Source organism: Flavobacterium crassostreae (assembly GCF_001831475.1).
Lineage (GTDB): Bacteria > Bacteroidota > Bacteroidia > Flavobacteriales > Flavobacteriaceae > Flavobacterium > Flavobacterium crassostreae.
In genome coordinates this window covers 2847878-2863368 of sequence record NZ_CP017688.1, presented here as the reverse complement: position 1 = coordinate 2863368, position 15491 = coordinate 2847878, and the positions used below count along the sequence as shown (strand labels likewise).

The window sequence follows — 15491 nt, the reverse complement described above, 5'->3', positions numbered from 1 at the left end:
GGTGTTTGGGAACTACAAACCCGAAACACCAGTATCCAAAGGCCGTCTTAATTATAAGACGGCTTTTTTTGTAGTCATTTCGGATGCTTAATCCAAGGCCTTCAAAATACCTTCTGGAGCTTCTTCCAGATACATGGTGTTGGGCTCTGGAGGTGTTTTATTTTCGTAAAACGGGACTAATGTTGGCTCTACAATAAGGTGTTTTGCCATGGGGTTAACCCCAGTAATTTTTGCAATAGCGGCACCTAATAAAGGTTCTGTGTCTGTTCCTAAAACCCCTAAGTTAGATACTTTTTCAAGCAGCAAAAAATCAGGTTCAATCCCTTTGGTATAGTTGCCTTGGCCAGTAGCGTTGACCATTTTTAGAACAATGGGTTGCATGGCATAACGGTGTTTTGGGTTTCGGTTTTTTTTGCCAAAAGTAGGGGAGTCGTATAGAGTTACCGAACCTACGTTTTTGCCCGTAGTCACATCTCCTATCTGAATAACGTTGAGGTATGGTTTTAATCCATTAATGATTAATTCACTAGCAGATGCGGTATTTTTGGAGGTTAAAATGTAAATTTGGTTGAGATTTAAGCTATGGATGGCTTGGTTATCTATTTTGTCTGTAAAATTATTTTGGAGTGCTCGAGGATTATTGGATTCAAAATAGCTATTAATTTTTGGGTTCCACTGCTGTTTTGCAAAAATTTTGCCGGTATACTGCCCCGTTAGCATGCTAGCCAATCGGGTAGCGGTGTTTATAGATCCTCCAGCATTGTATCGGAGATCCAAAACAAAATCGGTTATTTTTTGATTCTTAAAAGTGGCAAATATTTCATTTAAAGCCGTATCGTATGCGCTATAAAATCCGTTGTACATTACATAGGCAATTTGATGGTCTGCCTTAGAGATTATTTTATGAATAAATATCGGATCTTCGGATAGAACCGTTTTGGTCAATGCAATAGATTCTGTGCCAGGAATAATGATGCCATTCTGATAGGTAGCAAGATTTATGCTATAATTTTCCTTAGCGAGCAACGATCGGTAGTTGCTCAGCGTTAGTTGGCTGCCGTCTATGCCATAAAACAACATACCACGTTGCACCTTGTTGGCTGCCGCACTAGAGTTGGGGATTACATACCTAACGTAGCCAATCAACTCTTGAGTACTGCCAGGCTTGTAGGCCAGAGCATATTTTAAGCCGTTGTTTTTGGTTGTTCCTTCTAATGTACCTTCTAGGGCTAAATAATCATCCACAATCCAGCTAAAACGATCTATAGATTTATCCATCAATAAGGCATTGAATACGTCTTTTGGAGCCGAAAATCCGGTCAGAAAATGGTTTAAATCCTGCTGATTTACAAAGCGTTTATCGGCTAGATTTACTACCTCTGGTTGCCATAAATAATACAAGTTGAGCCCTTTCCATACAAAATCTTGAACCACTAAATTGTCTGTAGTAGGTACGTCATCCATATCTTGACAACTCAGAAAAAGGCTGCTACAACAAAATACTACTAGTGCAAATACCAAGGTTGTTCTCATGTTTTGTAAATTTTGATAAACCATACAAACGTAAAAATACTACCTTTTGTTTCAATAATTTTAGATTTATAAAAATTTAATGTGGACTCCAATACTAAAATAGCCAGTAAGTTAGCAGTTTTGTAACTAAATGTCTCCAGTGATTTGGTTTGGGTTTTGTTGTTAAAAGAGTATAAAATAACCCAATGAGGCCTTGATTTAAAATAAAACAATATATTTAGTGCGTCTAAAGTATGGATATTGGCACAAAATATGCAGTATACATATATAGGTGGATTTGAAATTTAATTTAAAATAATAGATAAAAAACATAAAAATGAAAAAAGCAATACTTAGCCTGGTGGTACTTTTGTTTACAAATGCTTTATTGGCTCAAACTAGCTTTGATAAATTTAGCAACCACGAAGAGGTAACCACAATTATAGTCAATAAAAAAATGTTGGAACTAATGAGTAAAGTTAGTGTCGATGCTTCAGACCAAGAAACACAAAGGTATATGAGCTTGATAAAAAAATTAGACAATCTAAAAGTTTTTTCGACCGCCAGTACTAAGATTTCTATGGATATGAAAGCAGCGGCTACTGCTTATGCCAAAACGGCCGGTTTAGAAGAGCTAGTGCGTATTCAAGAAAATGGCAAAAATATTTGGATTGCTACCAAACCCGCAAACGATAGTATTAATATCAAAGAGCTGCTATTGTTTATGGAAAGCACCAATTCAGAAAATCAAACCATTCTGATGAGCATGCTTGGTACTTTTGATTTGAATGAAATTGCCATACTTACCGATAAAATGCATCTTCCTGGCGGTTCGGATATAAAAAAGGCAACCAAAGTTCAAAGAAATTAACCCAATACCCATTTTTTAAAACGTATATTTTGTAAGTTTATTCTTGTTTTTATAAAAACTAGTTATTGATTTTAAAATAATTTTAAGTTATTAGTGTTAATAATCAGCAGGTTGGTTTTTTTTAGATTTTTTAACAGATAAAAACACAAAAAAGTACTTGTGTAATCCTTTCTTCTGTTGTATCTTTGCACCGCAATATAGCAGTGGGTCTGGTAGTTCAGTTGGTTAGAATACCTGCCTGTCACGCAGGGGGTCGCGGGTTCGAGTCCCGTCCAGACCGCTAAATATTGAGAAAGCCTTTCAGAAATGAAAGGCTTTTTTTGTCCCTATAAAGTATTAAAGAAAGTTGTGTTGTTTACGTTACGACGGATCAAGACATAAATCTGTGGAGTAGCAAAAATTAAGCATAAATAGGGATCAATCCCAAAACCTGTGGAGCGACAAGAATTAGGCATAAATAGTAGTTAGCCTAAAAAGAAAGAATTCTACATTTCGAACACCTCTAAACTGAGATCTAAAAGCTTTTATTTTGGCGTTAAAGGATTCTGCTGATGCATTAGTACTTCTGTTATCAAAATAGTTTAATATGCTTTGATAATGATTCATTATCGATCTTGAGATTGTATTGAAAGACTTAAAACCAGATTGATTTACTTTTTCATGCCATTTAGCTAGTCTGGCAAAACCAATGATTTTATCCGTTGTGTTTTCAAAAATGTTCCGTAATTCTTGAGATAGATTGTAAGCTTCTTTAGATCAATCCTAAAACCTGTGGAGAGATATAAATAAAGACTTCTATTTTGTACAAAAGAGTTGGTGGATCTGTAGTTAATTCTTAAAGTATTCACTACATGATTAACATTTGGATATAAACTTCAGGACAAATATAGTTTAGAAATAAGGCGTCAAATGAACCGAAATATTTTGAAAGAGTATGTTTCTATTCGTCGAGATTACAAAACCTTATCTGTGATTTTTGAGTACACCTTATTTTAAAATAAAAGTAACGGTTACCTCCTGATTTTGTTTTTCTACTTAAATAGCTGTTATATTTGTAAGAAAAAAAAATGAATTGGTTACTTTTAATTATTGCAGGATTATTTGAGGTGCTTTTTGCCTTTTGTTTAGGTAAAGCCAAGGAAACAACTGGAACCGAATCTAATGCATGGTATTTGGGTTTTTTGTTATCCTTAATAATGAGTATGTCACTGCTAATTAAAGCAGCCCAAAGCTTACCCTTGGGTACTGCATACGTAGTCTGGACAGGGATTGGAGCTGTTGGCACGGTGCTGGTAGGAATATTATTTTTTAAAGATCCAGTAACTCTCTGGAGATTGTTTTTTTTAACCACATTAATTGGGTCTATTATTGGTCTTAAAACGTTGGGAAACTAGCGTTTTAAAAAAATATATAAATGAATAACAAAATAGCAAAGGTTGTTGCTAAAAAAAAATAAAACTATGAAGAAAAAGAAGGTAATAGTAGATTTTGCATTTACAATATTAGCTGCCGTCCTTTTGATATTCTTATCGGAGTTTCGATGGATAGAAAAGTATGTTGGGCTAGCGCTTATTCCGATACTTATTGCTTATTATTTTGGACAATTTGTGGAGCGTAAAACAAGGATTAAATAAGGTGTACAACCCAAAATATTAAACCGTCCGGATGGCTTTTAAGTTAACCATACAAAGTACAAACCAAGAAGTTATTTGTTAGATTTATCAAAAAAAAACAGCCTTAACAATAGGTGTTAAGGCTGTTATCCCTAGTTTTGATTGCGGTTACAAATTTGCATTATAAATAACAACTAAATTACAAATGCTTGAGACCAGGTCTCTGTTTTGTGGATTCAAAAATGTGACACAACAATCTATTTTACTTTTAAAAACTAGTATTTTTAAAAACAAGTTTGCGTTTTGTACACCTATTTAATAACCAACTTAAATAATCGATGGGTCTGTTTTTAATTTTGCAAACAAGTACAATCAAAAGTAACCTTAACTTGGTTTTTATTCTATTAATTTAGTTGAATGGTTCTTTTTCCAAAGACTAGCTGCAGATAACTGTAGGTAAATAGCACTAAAGCAACCGTTTTAAGTATTTATAATTATTTGGTTGTTATGTAACAAAAGTTACTGTAGGTAGCTTCTTTATGCTGTAATTTTGTTTTAAATACGAATACCAATACTATAAGTGGTAAGCAAAAAATTAAAAAAACAAACAACATGAAAAAAGTAGAAGAATTAATACAGCAAAATTCCGGCACCATTATAGATGTGCGTTCTTATGGAGAGTTTATGGCAGGTAGCGTAGCGGGAGCTATAAATATTGCCTTAAATGAAATTCCAGAAAGACTTGAAGAGTTAAAAAACCTCCCTTCGCCTCTAATTTTATGTTGCGCCTCTGGCAACAGAAGTGGTCAAGCAGAGCATTTTTTGTCCGAACAAGGTGTTGCGTGTTATAATGGCGGATCTTGGTTAGAATTAAACTATTATAAATCTCAAAACATACTATAAAATGTGGACACGTATAAAAAAATTATTAGGATGGACTCCAGCGGTAGATTATGTAGATTTACTTCAAAAAGGGGCTGTTATTATTGATGTTAGAACTGCTTCAGAATTCCAACAAGGCCATATAAAACAAGCAATCAATATGCCTCTGAATGGACTCAATCTATCCATATCAAAAATTAAAAAAGATACCATAATAATCACCTGTTGTGCTTCCGGAATGCGTAGTGCTGCAGCCAAAAATACCTTAAAATCAATTGGATTTACTACCGTGTATAATGGCGGAGGTTGGAGTAGTTTACAAAACAAAATATCTCATTAAAAGGTATTTTTACACAAACTAATTAAATTAAACATTTTGAATTTTAGACATTTTCTCCTGTTTTCTAAAGCTTTTGGTGATTTAAGGATTAAATTATAATCCAAAACACAGCTTAAAACCGCACACCAAGCCATTAGAACAAAATCAAAAATCCCTTGTCTTGCGCCAAAATAAAAATTACCTTTGCGTTAGTTTAACTTTTACACAAAAAATGAAGCCTAACACACAACAATTAAACGATTTAACTATCCAAGTAAGAAGAGATATTCTTCGAATGGTACACGCCGTAAACTCTGGGCATCCTGGAGGTTCATTAGGATGTACAGAATTTCTAGTTGCCTTATACCAAAACCTCATGGAACGCAAAGAAGGTTTTGATATGGACGGAATTGGCGAAGATCTTTTCTTTTTATCCAATGGACATATCTCTCCCGTATTTTACAGCATTTTGGCCAGAAGCGGTTATTTTCCGGTTGCTGAGTTAGCTACATTCCGATTGATCAATTCTAGATTGCAAGGACATCCAACAACCCATGACAATTTGCCAGGAGTGCGTATAGCATCCGGTTCTTTAGGTCAAGGTTTGTCTGTAGGGATTGGTGCTGCACAAGCAAAAAAATTAAATAAAGACAACCACTTAATCTACACTCTTCATGGAGATGGTGAATTGCAAGAAGGGCAAAACTGGGAAGCAATTATGTATGCTTCGGCCAAAAAAGTAGACAATCTTATTGCAACAATTGACCTTAACGGAAAACAAATTGACGGTACCACCGATGAAGTTTTGGCCATGGGAAGCATTAAGGCAAAATTTGAAGCCTTTGATTGGGATGTTGTAGAGATAACCAAAGGAAATGATATCACTGCTATTATTGTAGGGATGAATGAAGCGAAGTCTAGAACCGGAAAAGGAAAACCAGTTTGTGTATTATTACATACCGAAATGGGTAATGGAGTAGACTTTATGATGCACACCCATGCTTGGCACGGAAAAGCACCCAATGATGCCCAACTAGAACTTGCATTTGCGCAAAACCCAGAAACCTTAGGAGATTACTAATAATTTTAAATTTTGAATTGTACGTTTTGAATTGCCACTCAAAATATTTCAATTATTAATTTTTAAATTTTTGAATTTAAAAAAATGAAAAAATACACAAATACAGGAAGTAAAGATACCCGTTCAGGTTTTGGAGCGGGAATGACAGAATTAGGTCAAAAAAATGAGAATGTAGTTGCGCTATGTGCCGATTTAATTGGGTCTTTAAAATTTGATGATTTTAAAAAAAACCATCCAGAACGTTTTTTTCAAATCGGAATTGCCGAAGCCAACATGATCGGAATTGCTGCTGGATTAACCATTGGTGGTAAAATTCCTTTTACAGGAACTTTTGCTAACTTTTCTACCGGAAGAGTATACGACCAAATTCGTCAATCGGTAGCCTATTCAGACAAAAATGTAAAAATATGCGCTTCGCATGCTGGATTAACTCTAGGAGAAGATGGTGCAACACACCAAATTTTGGAAGATATTGGATTAATGAAAATGCTGCCTGGCATGACCGTAATCAATACTTGTGATTACAACCAAACAAAAGCGGCTACCCTTGCGTTAGCAGACCACCATGGTCCAGCATATTTGCGTTTTGGACGTCCAGTAGTGCCTAATTTTATGCCAGCAGACCAACCTTTTGAAATTGGAAAAGCAATTCTACTTAATGAAGGTACCGATGTAACTATTGTTGCAACAGGACACTTGGTTTGGGAGGCACTTATAGCTGCCGAAGCATTAGAAGCCAAAGGAATATCTGCAGAGGTAATTAATATTCATACTATCAAGCCTCTTGATGAAGCTGCTATATTAAAATCTTTGGCCAAAACCAAATGTATAGTTACTGCCGAAGAACACAATATTTTGGGAGGTCTAGGAGAGAGTGTTTCTAGAGTATTGGCTCTAAACAACCCATCACCACAAGAATTTGTTGCCGTTAATGATAGCTTTGGAGAATCTGGAACACCGGAGCAATTAATGGATAAATACAAATTGAACAACCAAGCAATTGTAGAAGCCGTAGAAAAAGTGCTTACTCGAAAATAGTTTAGATAATACAAAATAAAAGCCGTTATCTTATATAAGATAACGGCTTTTGTATATAAAAAAAGTGCTCTTTTTTGAAAATAGTATCTACTTTATCTACAATAAAAAAGTCTCTTTTCAAGAAAAGAAAAGAGACTTTTTACTACCAAATATTTTAGAAAGATGTTTAGTTTTATGGGTGCTCATTTTTGTTTAAATAATCTGTTCCTGCAGCTATTTCTGCCTTAGTGGTAAATCCATCTCCATCATCATCAATGTCTTTATAATTAGGAATACCATCCCCATCGGTATCATCTGCATTTACGGATGGCGTTGTAGGGTGTAGAAACGTATTTCTAAAATCGTAAGCATACTTATCTTTATTTATATCTTCCAAATAGTTTAAAACACCATCTCCGTCACTATCAAAACGTAGTATTTCGTGTAGTTTAAAACTAAAAACTAAAGGAGCGTAGGAAGGAATGCCTTCTGTACCTGTAGCATAATATCCTAAGCCAGAAGGAATAAAAAGGACTCCTGCGCCAAAATCAGTATACGTAATTTTGCCATTATCGGGGTTGGAAGTGTAATTACCCGTTTTAAACTGTGGAAAAATTTCGCTCCAACCAGTAATGGTAGCGTTTAAAGAAAGGAACGTTTCTGGAAACTTAATTTCCTCAAAAAAGGTGGCCGTCAAGTTAGTCACTCCCGCAGTGGTCACCTGTTGTAAGTACTCGCCCTTGTAAGCTGCCAAAACACCATCTGTATTAGTAGGAGATTCGCCAACACCTTCTCTTAAAACTAAATAATATACCTTATAATCTACTGCATGCAAACGTACTATTCTGTTTTTTAGTTGGTATATTTTCTGATCCCAAATAGATATTTGAGATCCTCCTTCTGGAATTTTGCTTATAGTAGCATCAAAATCAGCAGATACGGTTATGTAGTATGTTTTTAAATATTGTTCGATATCATTTAAATCCGTTGGATATTGCACGCTATATGCTCTTGGAGGAGTAACGGGTATTGGATCTTCATTTTTTGAACATGAAAATAAAGACAATGTTGTAATTGATAAAATAAAATAATACTTAAATTTGTTCATTATAGCTGATTTTTAAGTGCGCAAGATACAATATTGATTTATTTTTGTAAACTATTTAACTCTGATTTTAAAATTTTTATGAGAATTGATAAATTTTTATGGTGTGTTCGGTATTACAAAACCAGAAACATGGTCACAGAAGCCTGCAAGAAGAATCATGTTACGGTAAATGGGTTGGTTGCAAAGCCTTCCAAGGAGGTTTTTCCTACGGATAAAATCACTTTTAGGAAAGACCAAATCACTCAAATAATAACCGTGTTGGATATCCCCGAAAATCGTGTTGGAGCCAAACTAGTAGATATCTATAGGCGCAATGATACTCCTGCGGATGTGTACCAACATTTAGAGCTACTTAAGCTCTCTAAGAACCATTACAGAAAAAACGGCACCGGAAGGCCTACCAAAAAAGACCGAAGAGATATTGATGGTTTTGGCAACGAAACAACACCCGACCAAGAAGATATAGAATAGAATTTAGTAAGTAAATTTATATATAAAAAAAATAAAATGAGCAAGAATATTATTTTAACACACCAAGAAATAGAGCATAAAATCACCCGAATTGCCTATCAAATTTTTGAAACTTTTGTAGACGAAAAAGAAGTTGTTCTTGCTGGAATAACTCAAAATGGATTTGTCTTTGCTCAAAAAATAGCCGCAGAATTAAAGAGAATATCTCCCTTAGAGGTTGTATTGTGTGAGGTACATATTAATAAAGTGCATCCAGAACAACCTATAACTACCTCTGTAAATAAAGAACAATATGTCCATAAGGGTTTAATACTTATTGATGATGTGCTAAACTCTGGCACTACTTTGATTTATACTGTGCGTCATTTTTTAGAAGTGCCTCTAAAAAAATTTAAAACAGCTGTTCTTGTAGATCGTAACCACAAGAAATATCCTGTTAAAGCTGATTTTAAAGGCATATCTCTCTCTACCTCTTTATTAGAGCACGTGCAGGTTGTGTTTGATGATAACCAGCAAAACTATGCTTATTTAAGCTAATACTGCCTCTATATCCAATACGGTTTGCTCAACTGATTTTTCATCAACTGAGACAATATGTTTAGCTTGATTATAAAAATAGCTTCTTTCAAAAAGATGCGTTGCAATAAACTCCTTCATTTGCTCCTGATCCATATGTGCAATAAGGGGTCTTTTGCTTTTATTGGTAAAGAGTCTTTCAAATAACGTTGCTATAGAAGCTTTTAAATAGACAGATTCTACATGTTCTGCTTTTAAGAGCTCGTGATTGTTAGCATAGCATGGCGTACCACCTCCTAGGCCAATAATTATAGTTTGATCTAGCGCTAATAATGCTATTAAAGCCTCGTGCTCCATCTTTCTGAATTGGATTTCACCAAGCTCTTCAAAAATGGTTTGTATGGACATTTTTGATTTTTCAATAATATAGTCGTCTAAATCTACAAAGGGTAGTTGTAGTTTTTTGGATAAGGTTTTTGCTATGGTTGACTTGCCACAGCCCATATATCCTAATAGTATGATTTTCTTCATGTAATAAATACTTACAAATTAAGGTGTTATGATTAAATAATAAAAAAAGACAAATTTAATGCAAAAAACTTTGGAAAACATCAAATAAAGTCCTTATATTTGCACCCGCATTCAAGCGAATAAATAAGACTCGATAGCTCAGTTGGTAGAGCACATCACTTTTAATGATGGGGTCCTGGGTTCGAGCCCCAGTCGGGTCACAATTAAAGTGATCAACACTTATTAATCCTTGAAGCATAGACTCGATAGCTCAGTTGGTAGAGCACATCACTTTTAATGATGGGGTCCTGGGTTCGAGCCCCAGTCGGGTCACAAAAGGTCGAGTAAAATTTACTTGACCTTTTTATTTAAGGCCACGTGGAGAAACGGTAGACTTGCCATCTTGAGGGGGTGGTGCTCGTAAGGGCGTGTGGGTTCAAATCCCACCGTGGTCACAATACAATTTAAGTAGCCGTTTTGCTTTAAAATAATTAAAACCTCAATGTTAAAGTTAAAATAAATTGACTCGATAGCTCAGTTGGTAGAGCACATCACTTTTAATGATGGGGTCCTGGGTTCGAGCCCCAGTCGGGTCACAATTAATTTGATTTATATTTTTTAGTATTCAAATTAATAATTACATTTGCACTCGCAATCCATAATGGATTGCGCTTTATTGGAGAAATGGCAGAGCGGTCGAATGCGGCAGTCTTGAAAACTGTTGACTGTAACAGGTCCGGGGGTTCGAATCCCTCTTTCTCCGCCAGTAGAAGTTTCAAAAGAAACTTTAAATATCAAAACCCTTTAAATACTAGTATTTAAAGGGTTTTTTCTTTTTTACAATATGTCAAAAAACACATATTAGAGCAAAGCATGGTACACTTTTTAGTACACTTTTATTTTTTTGATTTTTGCGTCAAAAAAAAGTGTACTAAATTGAAAGAATTCCCCGGGAATTCCCTGTAAACAGAGGTGTCCTTCAAAATTTTTAAATCAATTTGTTTATTAATTTAAAAACTAGAAAACATGTTAAAAGTAATTTTTTACCTTAAATCCGAAAAAGTAGATAAAAACGGAGAATGCTCCATATTTGCGCGCATTACCTACAAAACCAACAGAGTTTCTCTCAGCACAGGAAAAACTATTTCCAAAGAAAGATGGATTTACACCAACAACCTCAGGAATCTACTGCGACTCGAAAAAGAAAAGATCCTTAAAAATTATCTTGAATTATATCGCCTTAATGTCGAGAAAAAATTTAACCACCTTTTCAACATTGATCCCGAGGTATCTTTAGAAATGCTTAAAGCCGAACTTACAGGAAAATCTAAAATCCAAACAAGTAAAACAACAATCAATGAAGTTGTGCAACGGCATAACAAATTCTTCAAAAGAAAAGTGGACGCAGGTGAAAGGTCAGCTGCATCTCTTCAGAAGTACAAACGAAGTGGTGAGCTTTTGACTGCGTTTATGAAAAAACATTATACCGTAGAAGATATGCCGGTCAGCGAAATTTCAAATTCTTTCGTTTATAATCTTGAAGAATACTTAAAGTACGAGAGTTCATTTAAGGGGCAGGTCGGAATAAAAAACAACTCTGTGGTTAAATATATGAAAATGTACAAAACAGCCTGCAACTATTGTATACGGATGGATTTGTTTGTCCGCAATCCCTTTGATGCCTACGACGGAAAATTAAGCGTAAAGGACGCGGTATTTCTAACCCAACAGGAACTTAAACTTATTGAAGAAAAGCCAATCTTTATGGAGCGCCTACAGAAAGTCAGGGACATATTTCTTTTTTGCTGCTACACAGGATACGCACCAGTGGATGCTTTGAACCTGACCCCTGCAAATCTCTTCGAAGACAATGACGCTAACCTTTGGATAATGACAAATAGGACAAAAACTGCGATTAGGGAAAATGTACCCGTGCTTCCTCCTGCCATGGCTGTGATCGAAAAATATAAAAATAAACAGACAGGGTTGCTTCCGCAGATTTCAAATCAAAAGATGAATGCTTACTTAAAGGAGATTGCGGATATATGCGAGATCAATAAACATCTGACTTGGTATGTTTCAAGACATACCTTTGCTACTACTGTCACTCTAGGAAATGGCGTGCGTCTCGAACATGTCTCTGCAATGATGGGTCATACAAATATTAAGCAGACACAGCACTATGCTAAAGTTTTAGATGTTAATATAATGGAAGATATGGAGAAACTGAAACTAAAGTACAAGTGAAATTCTTTTAAAAAAAAAGGCTCCAAATTTGGAGCCTTTACTTTGACATTGTTGTGACTAAATTCACTTTTGTTAGCCATTATTTTCGTCAAGAATTTTATCTATTTTTGCTGCATCGTACAGAAATATATCCCCCAGTTTAGTAAATGGGAGTATTCCTGTCTGTCTGTATTTTATAATAGTATTGCTAGACAATCCAAATATCTTTTTTAAATCTTCATTTCTGTAATATACAGGTGGTACCCCGCCTTTACCCAATCCGCTGATTTTTGAATCAATTGTTTCCAGTCTCACCAGTACAGGCTCTATTATCTGTTTTACTCTCATTACAAAAGAGAGTTTTCTTTCTTTTTTTGTCATCACCAAATATTTAAATTTTGATACTAAACTATTTTTACAATCTCTTACCAGCTTTGAAGCCTTCTTTTTCTATCCTGCATTTTTGTAATGAGTTCTTCTAAAAATGTAATCTGCTTCCCTTTATACGTATAACCTTTACATTCGGAGAACTGTCTGCTGATCGACTTAATTTTCGACTGTCCCCCATCATCGCCGGCATATGTGAAATTATTTTCGAGGAATAGCTGAAACTTACTTCTATTATTTTTTTCATCTGCATTATCAAAAAACAATAGACCTTCATCCATTAAGATATAAAAGAGCTGAGCAAAGTCAATTTTACTGTAACAGGATTTACATTTTTCTTTTGTAAAAACAGATTGCACTTTGTTGTCCGTGTCAGTTTCGCTGACTAGGTTTTCTAATAATCGTAACCTTTCATCATATTTCAATATAACATTATAGAACTCTATTTGCTTACTCCTTTTCATTGCTTCTAAAATTTAGTCATCATTCTTTAAATATGAACTGTATCGTTTCTTTGTATTCCTTGTCAGTGCATACAAAGAATTTCTACATTAATGCAAAATAGCATTGATGTAATTAAGACTCCAATCTCATTACAGTAGTAAAGCGAATTTAAAAAGTAAAAGTATATCTCAGCTTTTTATTGTTTTCAAAGGAACATAATGACTTTATTTGGCATTGTTAGAAAATATAAAACATTGGCAGTTCCTATTTCTTCAGGTGCTTTTCTTCAAATTCCTCAGTAAGTGATATGATTTTTTGGGATAAAACGGCAAATTCTGAGGTCTTTTTTTCCAGATTGTACAGATATGCCGAAGCTTTATTTTCAGAAAATTTTTGATATAAAATCTTTACCACCTGATTGTAATTTACCTCGAGCGCTCTAAACTGGCTGTAGAAAGAAGTCAGGCGCATATAATAATCCATTGTTGCTTTATCAATCTTGACTGTTTTTATCCCTTTTTGAAAAACACACGCTGTAATAAAGTGCGCCATTACAATATGTACACTTGTTGATGTTCCAATAAACGAATTTCAACTAATTAAAGTTTGAGAGACGGAATAATTAGAGATTCTCTTAGCCTCCCATACATTTTGTTTGTGAATTATAGTCTGCACCTGTAAATGGTTTGGAGGTTAATGGCAAAAACTTTTTTAAATAGTTAGCTGATGATTTTTACTTCTGCGTCCATTGTTGTGTATTGGTTTTTCTGTTTTATAAAATTACATAATATGTAATCAAATTTTATTTTTTTAGTTGTTTTATTCTTGATGTCTATTGTATGGGAAATAATTTTCTAGGATTTTTTTCTGAATATTTTAAAATGAGTTGCATTATGTATTGGTTGCTTTTGTATAGAGTAACGGTATTTTTTAATTCTGAAGGATCAGTTATTGCTTCATCTGTTGAAAAATATCCCATTCCGTAGAAATGTCCGTTTTCTACCCAAATACAGCTGCGTTCGTCTTCGGTTCTGCCTTTTTCTATTATTCCAAAGGTTTGTTTGTTGCTTTTTAAAAAGTCAATAGCATTTTCTACTTTTTCATTGTGATTTTCTACATCGGGTAAATTCAAAACATTTGGGTCTTTTACTATTCCTACTGATCCTACTGAAGTAGTTGTATCGTATTTGCAAAAACGGTAATCGATTTCAAATTGTCTTGCCAAGCTTTGTAGTAGATTAATACCTTCATACAAACTGCTAAAATGCTCGAGGTTCTCTTGAAACTTTGTTACTTTTCCGATACCTAGATATTTATACCCATTGCGTGCTTCGTATTGGTATAAACCGTATTTAGGTTCGTACTTTTTTAATGCTCTATTGTAGGCTGGCCAAAGCTTTTTGATTTCGGTGCATTCTAGTATTAATGCCATCAGTTCCGTGGCACAGACTTCAAACGAAATTGCGTGTATGTCCCTTAAAAAGTTTTGCCTTTGGGCATTTACACTGTGCCCTGTGAAATGGGTTGTTACTCTCTTTTTTATGTTAATGGCTTTGCCTACATATATTACTTTCTTGAATTCGTTGTAGAAGTAATATACTCCTGGTTTATCGGGTAAGTTGTTAAAATCATCAGGATGGAGATTTGGAGGTAGTCGTTGATCTTGTGCTGTTTTCTTAATCATTTGGTCTATTACTTTATCTTCATCCGATTCAAGTAAAAGTTCAAACAGTATAGTTGTGGCATCTGCATCGCCACCTGCACGGTGACGGTTTTCTAATGGAATGTCTAATGATTTGCACAGTCTACCCAGACTGTAGGACGCAAGTCCTGGTTTAATTTTTCTAGCTGCTCTGACGGTACATAGTTTTTTAGCGGTCCATTTAAAACCTGACGCTTCTAATTCGTGACGAACAAAGGAATAATCAAAATTTACATTGTGTGCTACAAAAATTCGGTCTGTGAGTAATTCTAAAACTCTTTCGGAAATAGCATCAAAAAGTGGTGCATTTTTGACCATTTCATTGTTGATGCCTGTTAGGGCAAAAATGGGAATTGGTATTTCTTTTTGGGGATTCACGAGTGTTTCGAAACGTTCTATAATTTCTGTTCCATTGTGAATGATTATTGCAATTTCGGTAATGCGGCTGCCACGAGCGTTTCCGCCTGTTGTTTCAATATCTACGATTGCGTATTCCATCTTTTTCATCTTACTCCTTTATACTTTCTGTTGATTCTTTTAAATAATTCTGAATTATTCTTGCATTCGAAAACGAGGTAAATTAATTTGATGTTCTTCCGGATAAGGATCGCGTTGCGTATTACTTACATCTTCCTTAATTTGATTTTGTGTATTGATCTTTAGCATCCATATATCGTGGTTCAGGTACAAATGGCATCTTTGCCATTTTAGTTATTGTCACTGTTGGAAAATGATAATCTACCTCAACAGTACCTAATAAAAGATAACATCCACCACCTAGAAAGGGAAATTCTAATAGATTATCGGGGAAATGTACGGTATCGAAATAAAT

At 34.7% G+C, this 15491-nt stretch carries 17 protein-coding genes, 6 tRNA genes and 2 pseudogenes; 16 read left to right on the top strand and 9 right to left on the bottom strand.

What is annotated here, in order from left to right:
* Positions 1 to 87 precede the first annotated feature (87 nt).
* Complete coding sequence (locus tag LB076_RS12670; protein WP_066332132.1) at positions 88 to 1533, bottom strand: S41 family peptidase; 1446 nt, start codon at positions 1531 to 1533, stop codon at positions 88 to 90.
* A gap of 316 nt (positions 1534 to 1849) precedes the next feature.
* Here LB076_RS12670 and LB076_RS12660 point away from each other — a divergent pair, with 316 nt between their 5' ends.
* A complete protein-coding gene (locus LB076_RS12660) occupies positions 1850 to 2383 on the top strand; it encodes a DUF4252 domain-containing protein (protein WP_066332127.1) in 534 nt (177 codons plus the stop codon).
* Between the two features lie 206 nt (positions 2384 to 2589).
* Positions 2590 to 2663, top strand: a tRNA-Asp gene (locus LB076_RS12655).
* 167 nt (positions 2664 to 2830) lie between these two features.
* Here LB076_RS12655 and LB076_RS13735 read toward each other — a convergent pair.
* Positions 2831 to 3076 carry a transposase gene (locus LB076_RS13735; protein ID WP_232505685.1) on the bottom strand — a complete coding sequence of 82 codons (246 nt, stop codon included), beginning with the start codon at positions 3074 to 3076 and terminating at the stop codon, positions 2831 to 2833.
* Positions 3077 to 3450: 374 nt separating this feature from the next.
* Here LB076_RS13735 and LB076_RS12650 point away from each other — a divergent pair, with 374 nt between their 5' ends.
* The 6 genes from LB076_RS12650 (at position 3451) to LB076_RS12625 (ending at position 7316) form a co-directional block, all read left to right on the top strand.
* Positions 3451 to 3777, top strand: coding sequence for a DMT family transporter (locus tag LB076_RS12650; protein WP_066336665.1), 327 nt, complete (start codon positions 3451 to 3453; stop codon positions 3775 to 3777).
* 66 nt (positions 3778 to 3843) lie between these two features.
* Positions 3844 to 4017: a hypothetical protein gene (locus LB076_RS12645; protein WP_157776692.1), complete on the top strand. Its 174-nt coding sequence runs from the start codon at positions 3844 to 3846 to the stop codon at positions 4015 to 4017.
* A gap of 591 nt (positions 4018 to 4608) precedes the next feature.
* Positions 4609 to 4899, top strand: coding sequence for a rhodanese-like domain-containing protein (locus LB076_RS12640; RefSeq protein ID WP_066336668.1), 291 nt, complete (start codon positions 4609 to 4611; stop codon positions 4897 to 4899).
* Between the two features lies 1 nt (position 4900).
* Positions 4901 to 5218, top strand: a complete 318-nt coding sequence (locus LB076_RS12635) for a rhodanese-like domain-containing protein (protein WP_066336671.1) — start codon at positions 4901 to 4903, stop codon at positions 5216 to 5218.
* 211 nt (positions 5219 to 5429) lie between these two features.
* A complete protein-coding gene (locus tag LB076_RS12630) occupies positions 5430 to 6278 on the top strand; it encodes a transketolase (protein WP_066336673.1) in 849 nt (282 codons plus the stop codon).
* An 84-nt stretch (positions 6279 to 6362) separates the two neighbouring features.
* Positions 6363 to 7316: a transketolase family protein gene (locus tag LB076_RS12625; RefSeq protein WP_066336674.1), complete on the top strand. Its 954-nt coding sequence runs from the start codon at positions 6363 to 6365 to the stop codon at positions 7314 to 7316.
* Positions 7317 to 7488: 172 nt separating this feature from the next.
* Here the strand turns inward: LB076_RS12625 and bamM are convergent, their stop codons facing one another.
* Positions 7489 to 8403 (bottom strand): BamM family beta-barrel-assembly machinery protein, encoded by a 915-nt coding sequence (gene bamM / locus LB076_RS12620; RefSeq protein ID WP_066336676.1) that lies wholly within the window; start codon positions 8401 to 8403, stop codon positions 7489 to 7491.
* Positions 8404 to 8481: 78 nt separating this feature from the next.
* Here bamM and LB076_RS12615 point away from each other — a divergent pair, with 78 nt between their 5' ends.
* A complete protein-coding gene (locus LB076_RS12615) occupies positions 8482 to 8874 on the top strand; it encodes an RNA-binding S4 domain-containing protein (RefSeq protein ID WP_066336678.1) in 393 nt (130 codons plus the stop codon).
* Between the two features lie 36 nt (positions 8875 to 8910).
* Positions 8911 to 9411 carry a phosphoribosyltransferase domain-containing protein gene (locus LB076_RS12610; RefSeq protein ID WP_066336680.1) on the top strand — a complete coding sequence of 167 codons (501 nt, stop codon included), beginning with the start codon at positions 8911 to 8913 and terminating at the stop codon, positions 9409 to 9411.
* On the opposite strand, the gene LB076_RS12605 is transcribed toward LB076_RS12610, so the two are convergent.
* Positions 9403 to 9921, bottom strand: coding sequence for a shikimate kinase (locus LB076_RS12605; RefSeq protein WP_066336684.1), 519 nt, complete (start codon positions 9919 to 9921; stop codon positions 9403 to 9405). The genes LB076_RS12610 and LB076_RS12605 overlap by 9 nt on opposite strands.
* Positions 9922 to 10048: 127 nt before the next feature.
* Here LB076_RS12605 and LB076_RS12600 point away from each other — a divergent pair.
* The 6 genes from LB076_RS12600 (at position 10049) to LB076_RS12575 (ending at position 12147) form a co-directional block, all read left to right on the top strand.
* Positions 10049 to 10121: transfer RNA gene (locus LB076_RS12600), tRNA-Lys, on the top strand.
* A gap of 39 nt (positions 10122 to 10160) precedes the next feature.
* Positions 10161 to 10233, top strand: a tRNA-Lys gene (locus LB076_RS12595).
* A 39-nt stretch (positions 10234 to 10272) separates the two neighbouring features.
* Positions 10273 to 10355, top strand: a tRNA-Leu gene (locus LB076_RS12590).
* 68 nt (positions 10356 to 10423) lie between these two features.
* Positions 10424 to 10496, top strand: a tRNA-Lys gene (locus tag LB076_RS12585).
* An 82-nt stretch (positions 10497 to 10578) separates the two neighbouring features.
* Positions 10579 to 10666, top strand: a tRNA-Ser gene (locus LB076_RS12580).
* Positions 10667 to 10926: 260 nt separating this feature from the next.
* Positions 10927 to 12147, top strand: coding sequence for a site-specific integrase (locus LB076_RS12575; protein ID WP_066336686.1), 1221 nt, complete (start codon positions 10927 to 10929; stop codon positions 12145 to 12147).
* A gap of 72 nt (positions 12148 to 12219) precedes the next feature.
* Here the strand turns inward: LB076_RS12575 and LB076_RS12570 are convergent, their stop codons facing one another.
* The 5 genes and pseudogenes from LB076_RS12570 to LB076_RS14100 all read right to left on the bottom strand — a co-directional run.
* Positions 12220 to 12507 (bottom strand): helix-turn-helix domain-containing protein, encoded by a 288-nt coding sequence (locus LB076_RS12570; RefSeq protein ID WP_066336689.1) that lies wholly within the window; start codon positions 12505 to 12507, stop codon positions 12220 to 12222.
* Between the two features lie 44 nt (positions 12508 to 12551).
* Entirely contained in the window at positions 12552 to 12938 is a 387-nt protein-coding gene (locus LB076_RS12565) for a hypothetical protein (RefSeq protein ID WP_232505657.1), read from the bottom strand.
* Positions 12939 to 13221: 283 nt separating this feature from the next.
* Positions 13222 to 13512: pseudogene (locus tag LB076_RS12560) on the bottom strand (plasmid mobilization protein); the annotation flags it as partial.
* Positions 13513 to 13789: 277 nt separating this feature from the next.
* Entirely contained in the window at positions 13790 to 15166 is a 1377-nt protein-coding gene (locus tag LB076_RS12555; RefSeq protein WP_066336694.1) for an exonuclease domain-containing protein, read from the bottom strand.
* Positions 15167 to 15211: 45 nt separating this feature from the next.
* Positions 15212 to 15488 (bottom strand): annotated as a pseudogene (locus tag LB076_RS14100) (hypothetical protein); the annotation flags it as partial.
* Positions 15489 to 15491 lie beyond the last annotated feature (3 nt).

Coding starts and splice junctions, on each gene's coding strand:
- LB076_RS12670 (WP_066332132.1), bottom strand. CDS start 1,533: ATGAGAACAACCTTGGTATTTGCACTAGTAGTATTTTGTTGTAGCAGC.
- LB076_RS12660 (WP_066332127.1), top strand. CDS start 1,850: ATGAAAAAAGCAATACTTAGCCTGGTGGTACTTTTGTTTACAAATGCT.
- LB076_RS12650 (WP_066336665.1), top strand. CDS start 3,451: ATGAATTGGTTACTTTTAATTATTGCAGGATTATTTGAGGTGCTTTTT.
- LB076_RS12645 (WP_157776692.1), top strand. CDS start 3,844: ATGAAGAAAAAGAAGGTAATAGTAGATTTTGCATTTACAATATTAGCT.
- LB076_RS12640 (WP_066336668.1), top strand. CDS start 4,609: ATGAAAAAAGTAGAAGAATTAATACAGCAAAATTCCGGCACCATTATA.
- LB076_RS12635 (WP_066336671.1), top strand. CDS start 4,901: ATGTGGACACGTATAAAAAAATTATTAGGATGGACTCCAGCGGTAGAT.
- LB076_RS12630 (WP_066336673.1), top strand. CDS start 5,430: ATGAAGCCTAACACACAACAATTAAACGATTTAACTATCCAAGTAAGA.
- LB076_RS12625 (WP_066336674.1), top strand. CDS start 6,363: ATGAAAAAATACACAAATACAGGAAGTAAAGATACCCGTTCAGGTTTT.
- bamM (WP_066336676.1), bottom strand. CDS start 8,403: ATGAACAAATTTAAGTATTATTTTATTTTATCAATTACAACATTGTCT.
- LB076_RS12615 (WP_066336678.1), top strand. CDS start 8,482: ATGAGAATTGATAAATTTTTATGGTGTGTTCGGTATTACAAAACCAGA.
- LB076_RS12610 (WP_066336680.1), top strand. CDS start 8,911: ATGAGCAAGAATATTATTTTAACACACCAAGAAATAGAGCATAAAATC.
- LB076_RS12605 (WP_066336684.1), bottom strand. CDS start 9,921: ATGAAGAAAATCATACTATTAGGATATATGGGCTGTGGCAAGTCAACC.
- LB076_RS12575 (WP_066336686.1), top strand. CDS start 10,927: ATGTTAAAAGTAATTTTTTACCTTAAATCCGAAAAAGTAGATAAAAAC.
- LB076_RS12570 (WP_066336689.1), bottom strand. CDS start 12,507: ATGACAAAAAAAGAAAGAAAACTCTCTTTTGTAATGAGAGTAAAACAG.
- LB076_RS12555 (WP_066336694.1), bottom strand. CDS start 15,166: ATGAAAAAGATGGAATACGCAATCGTAGATATTGAAACAACAGGCGGA.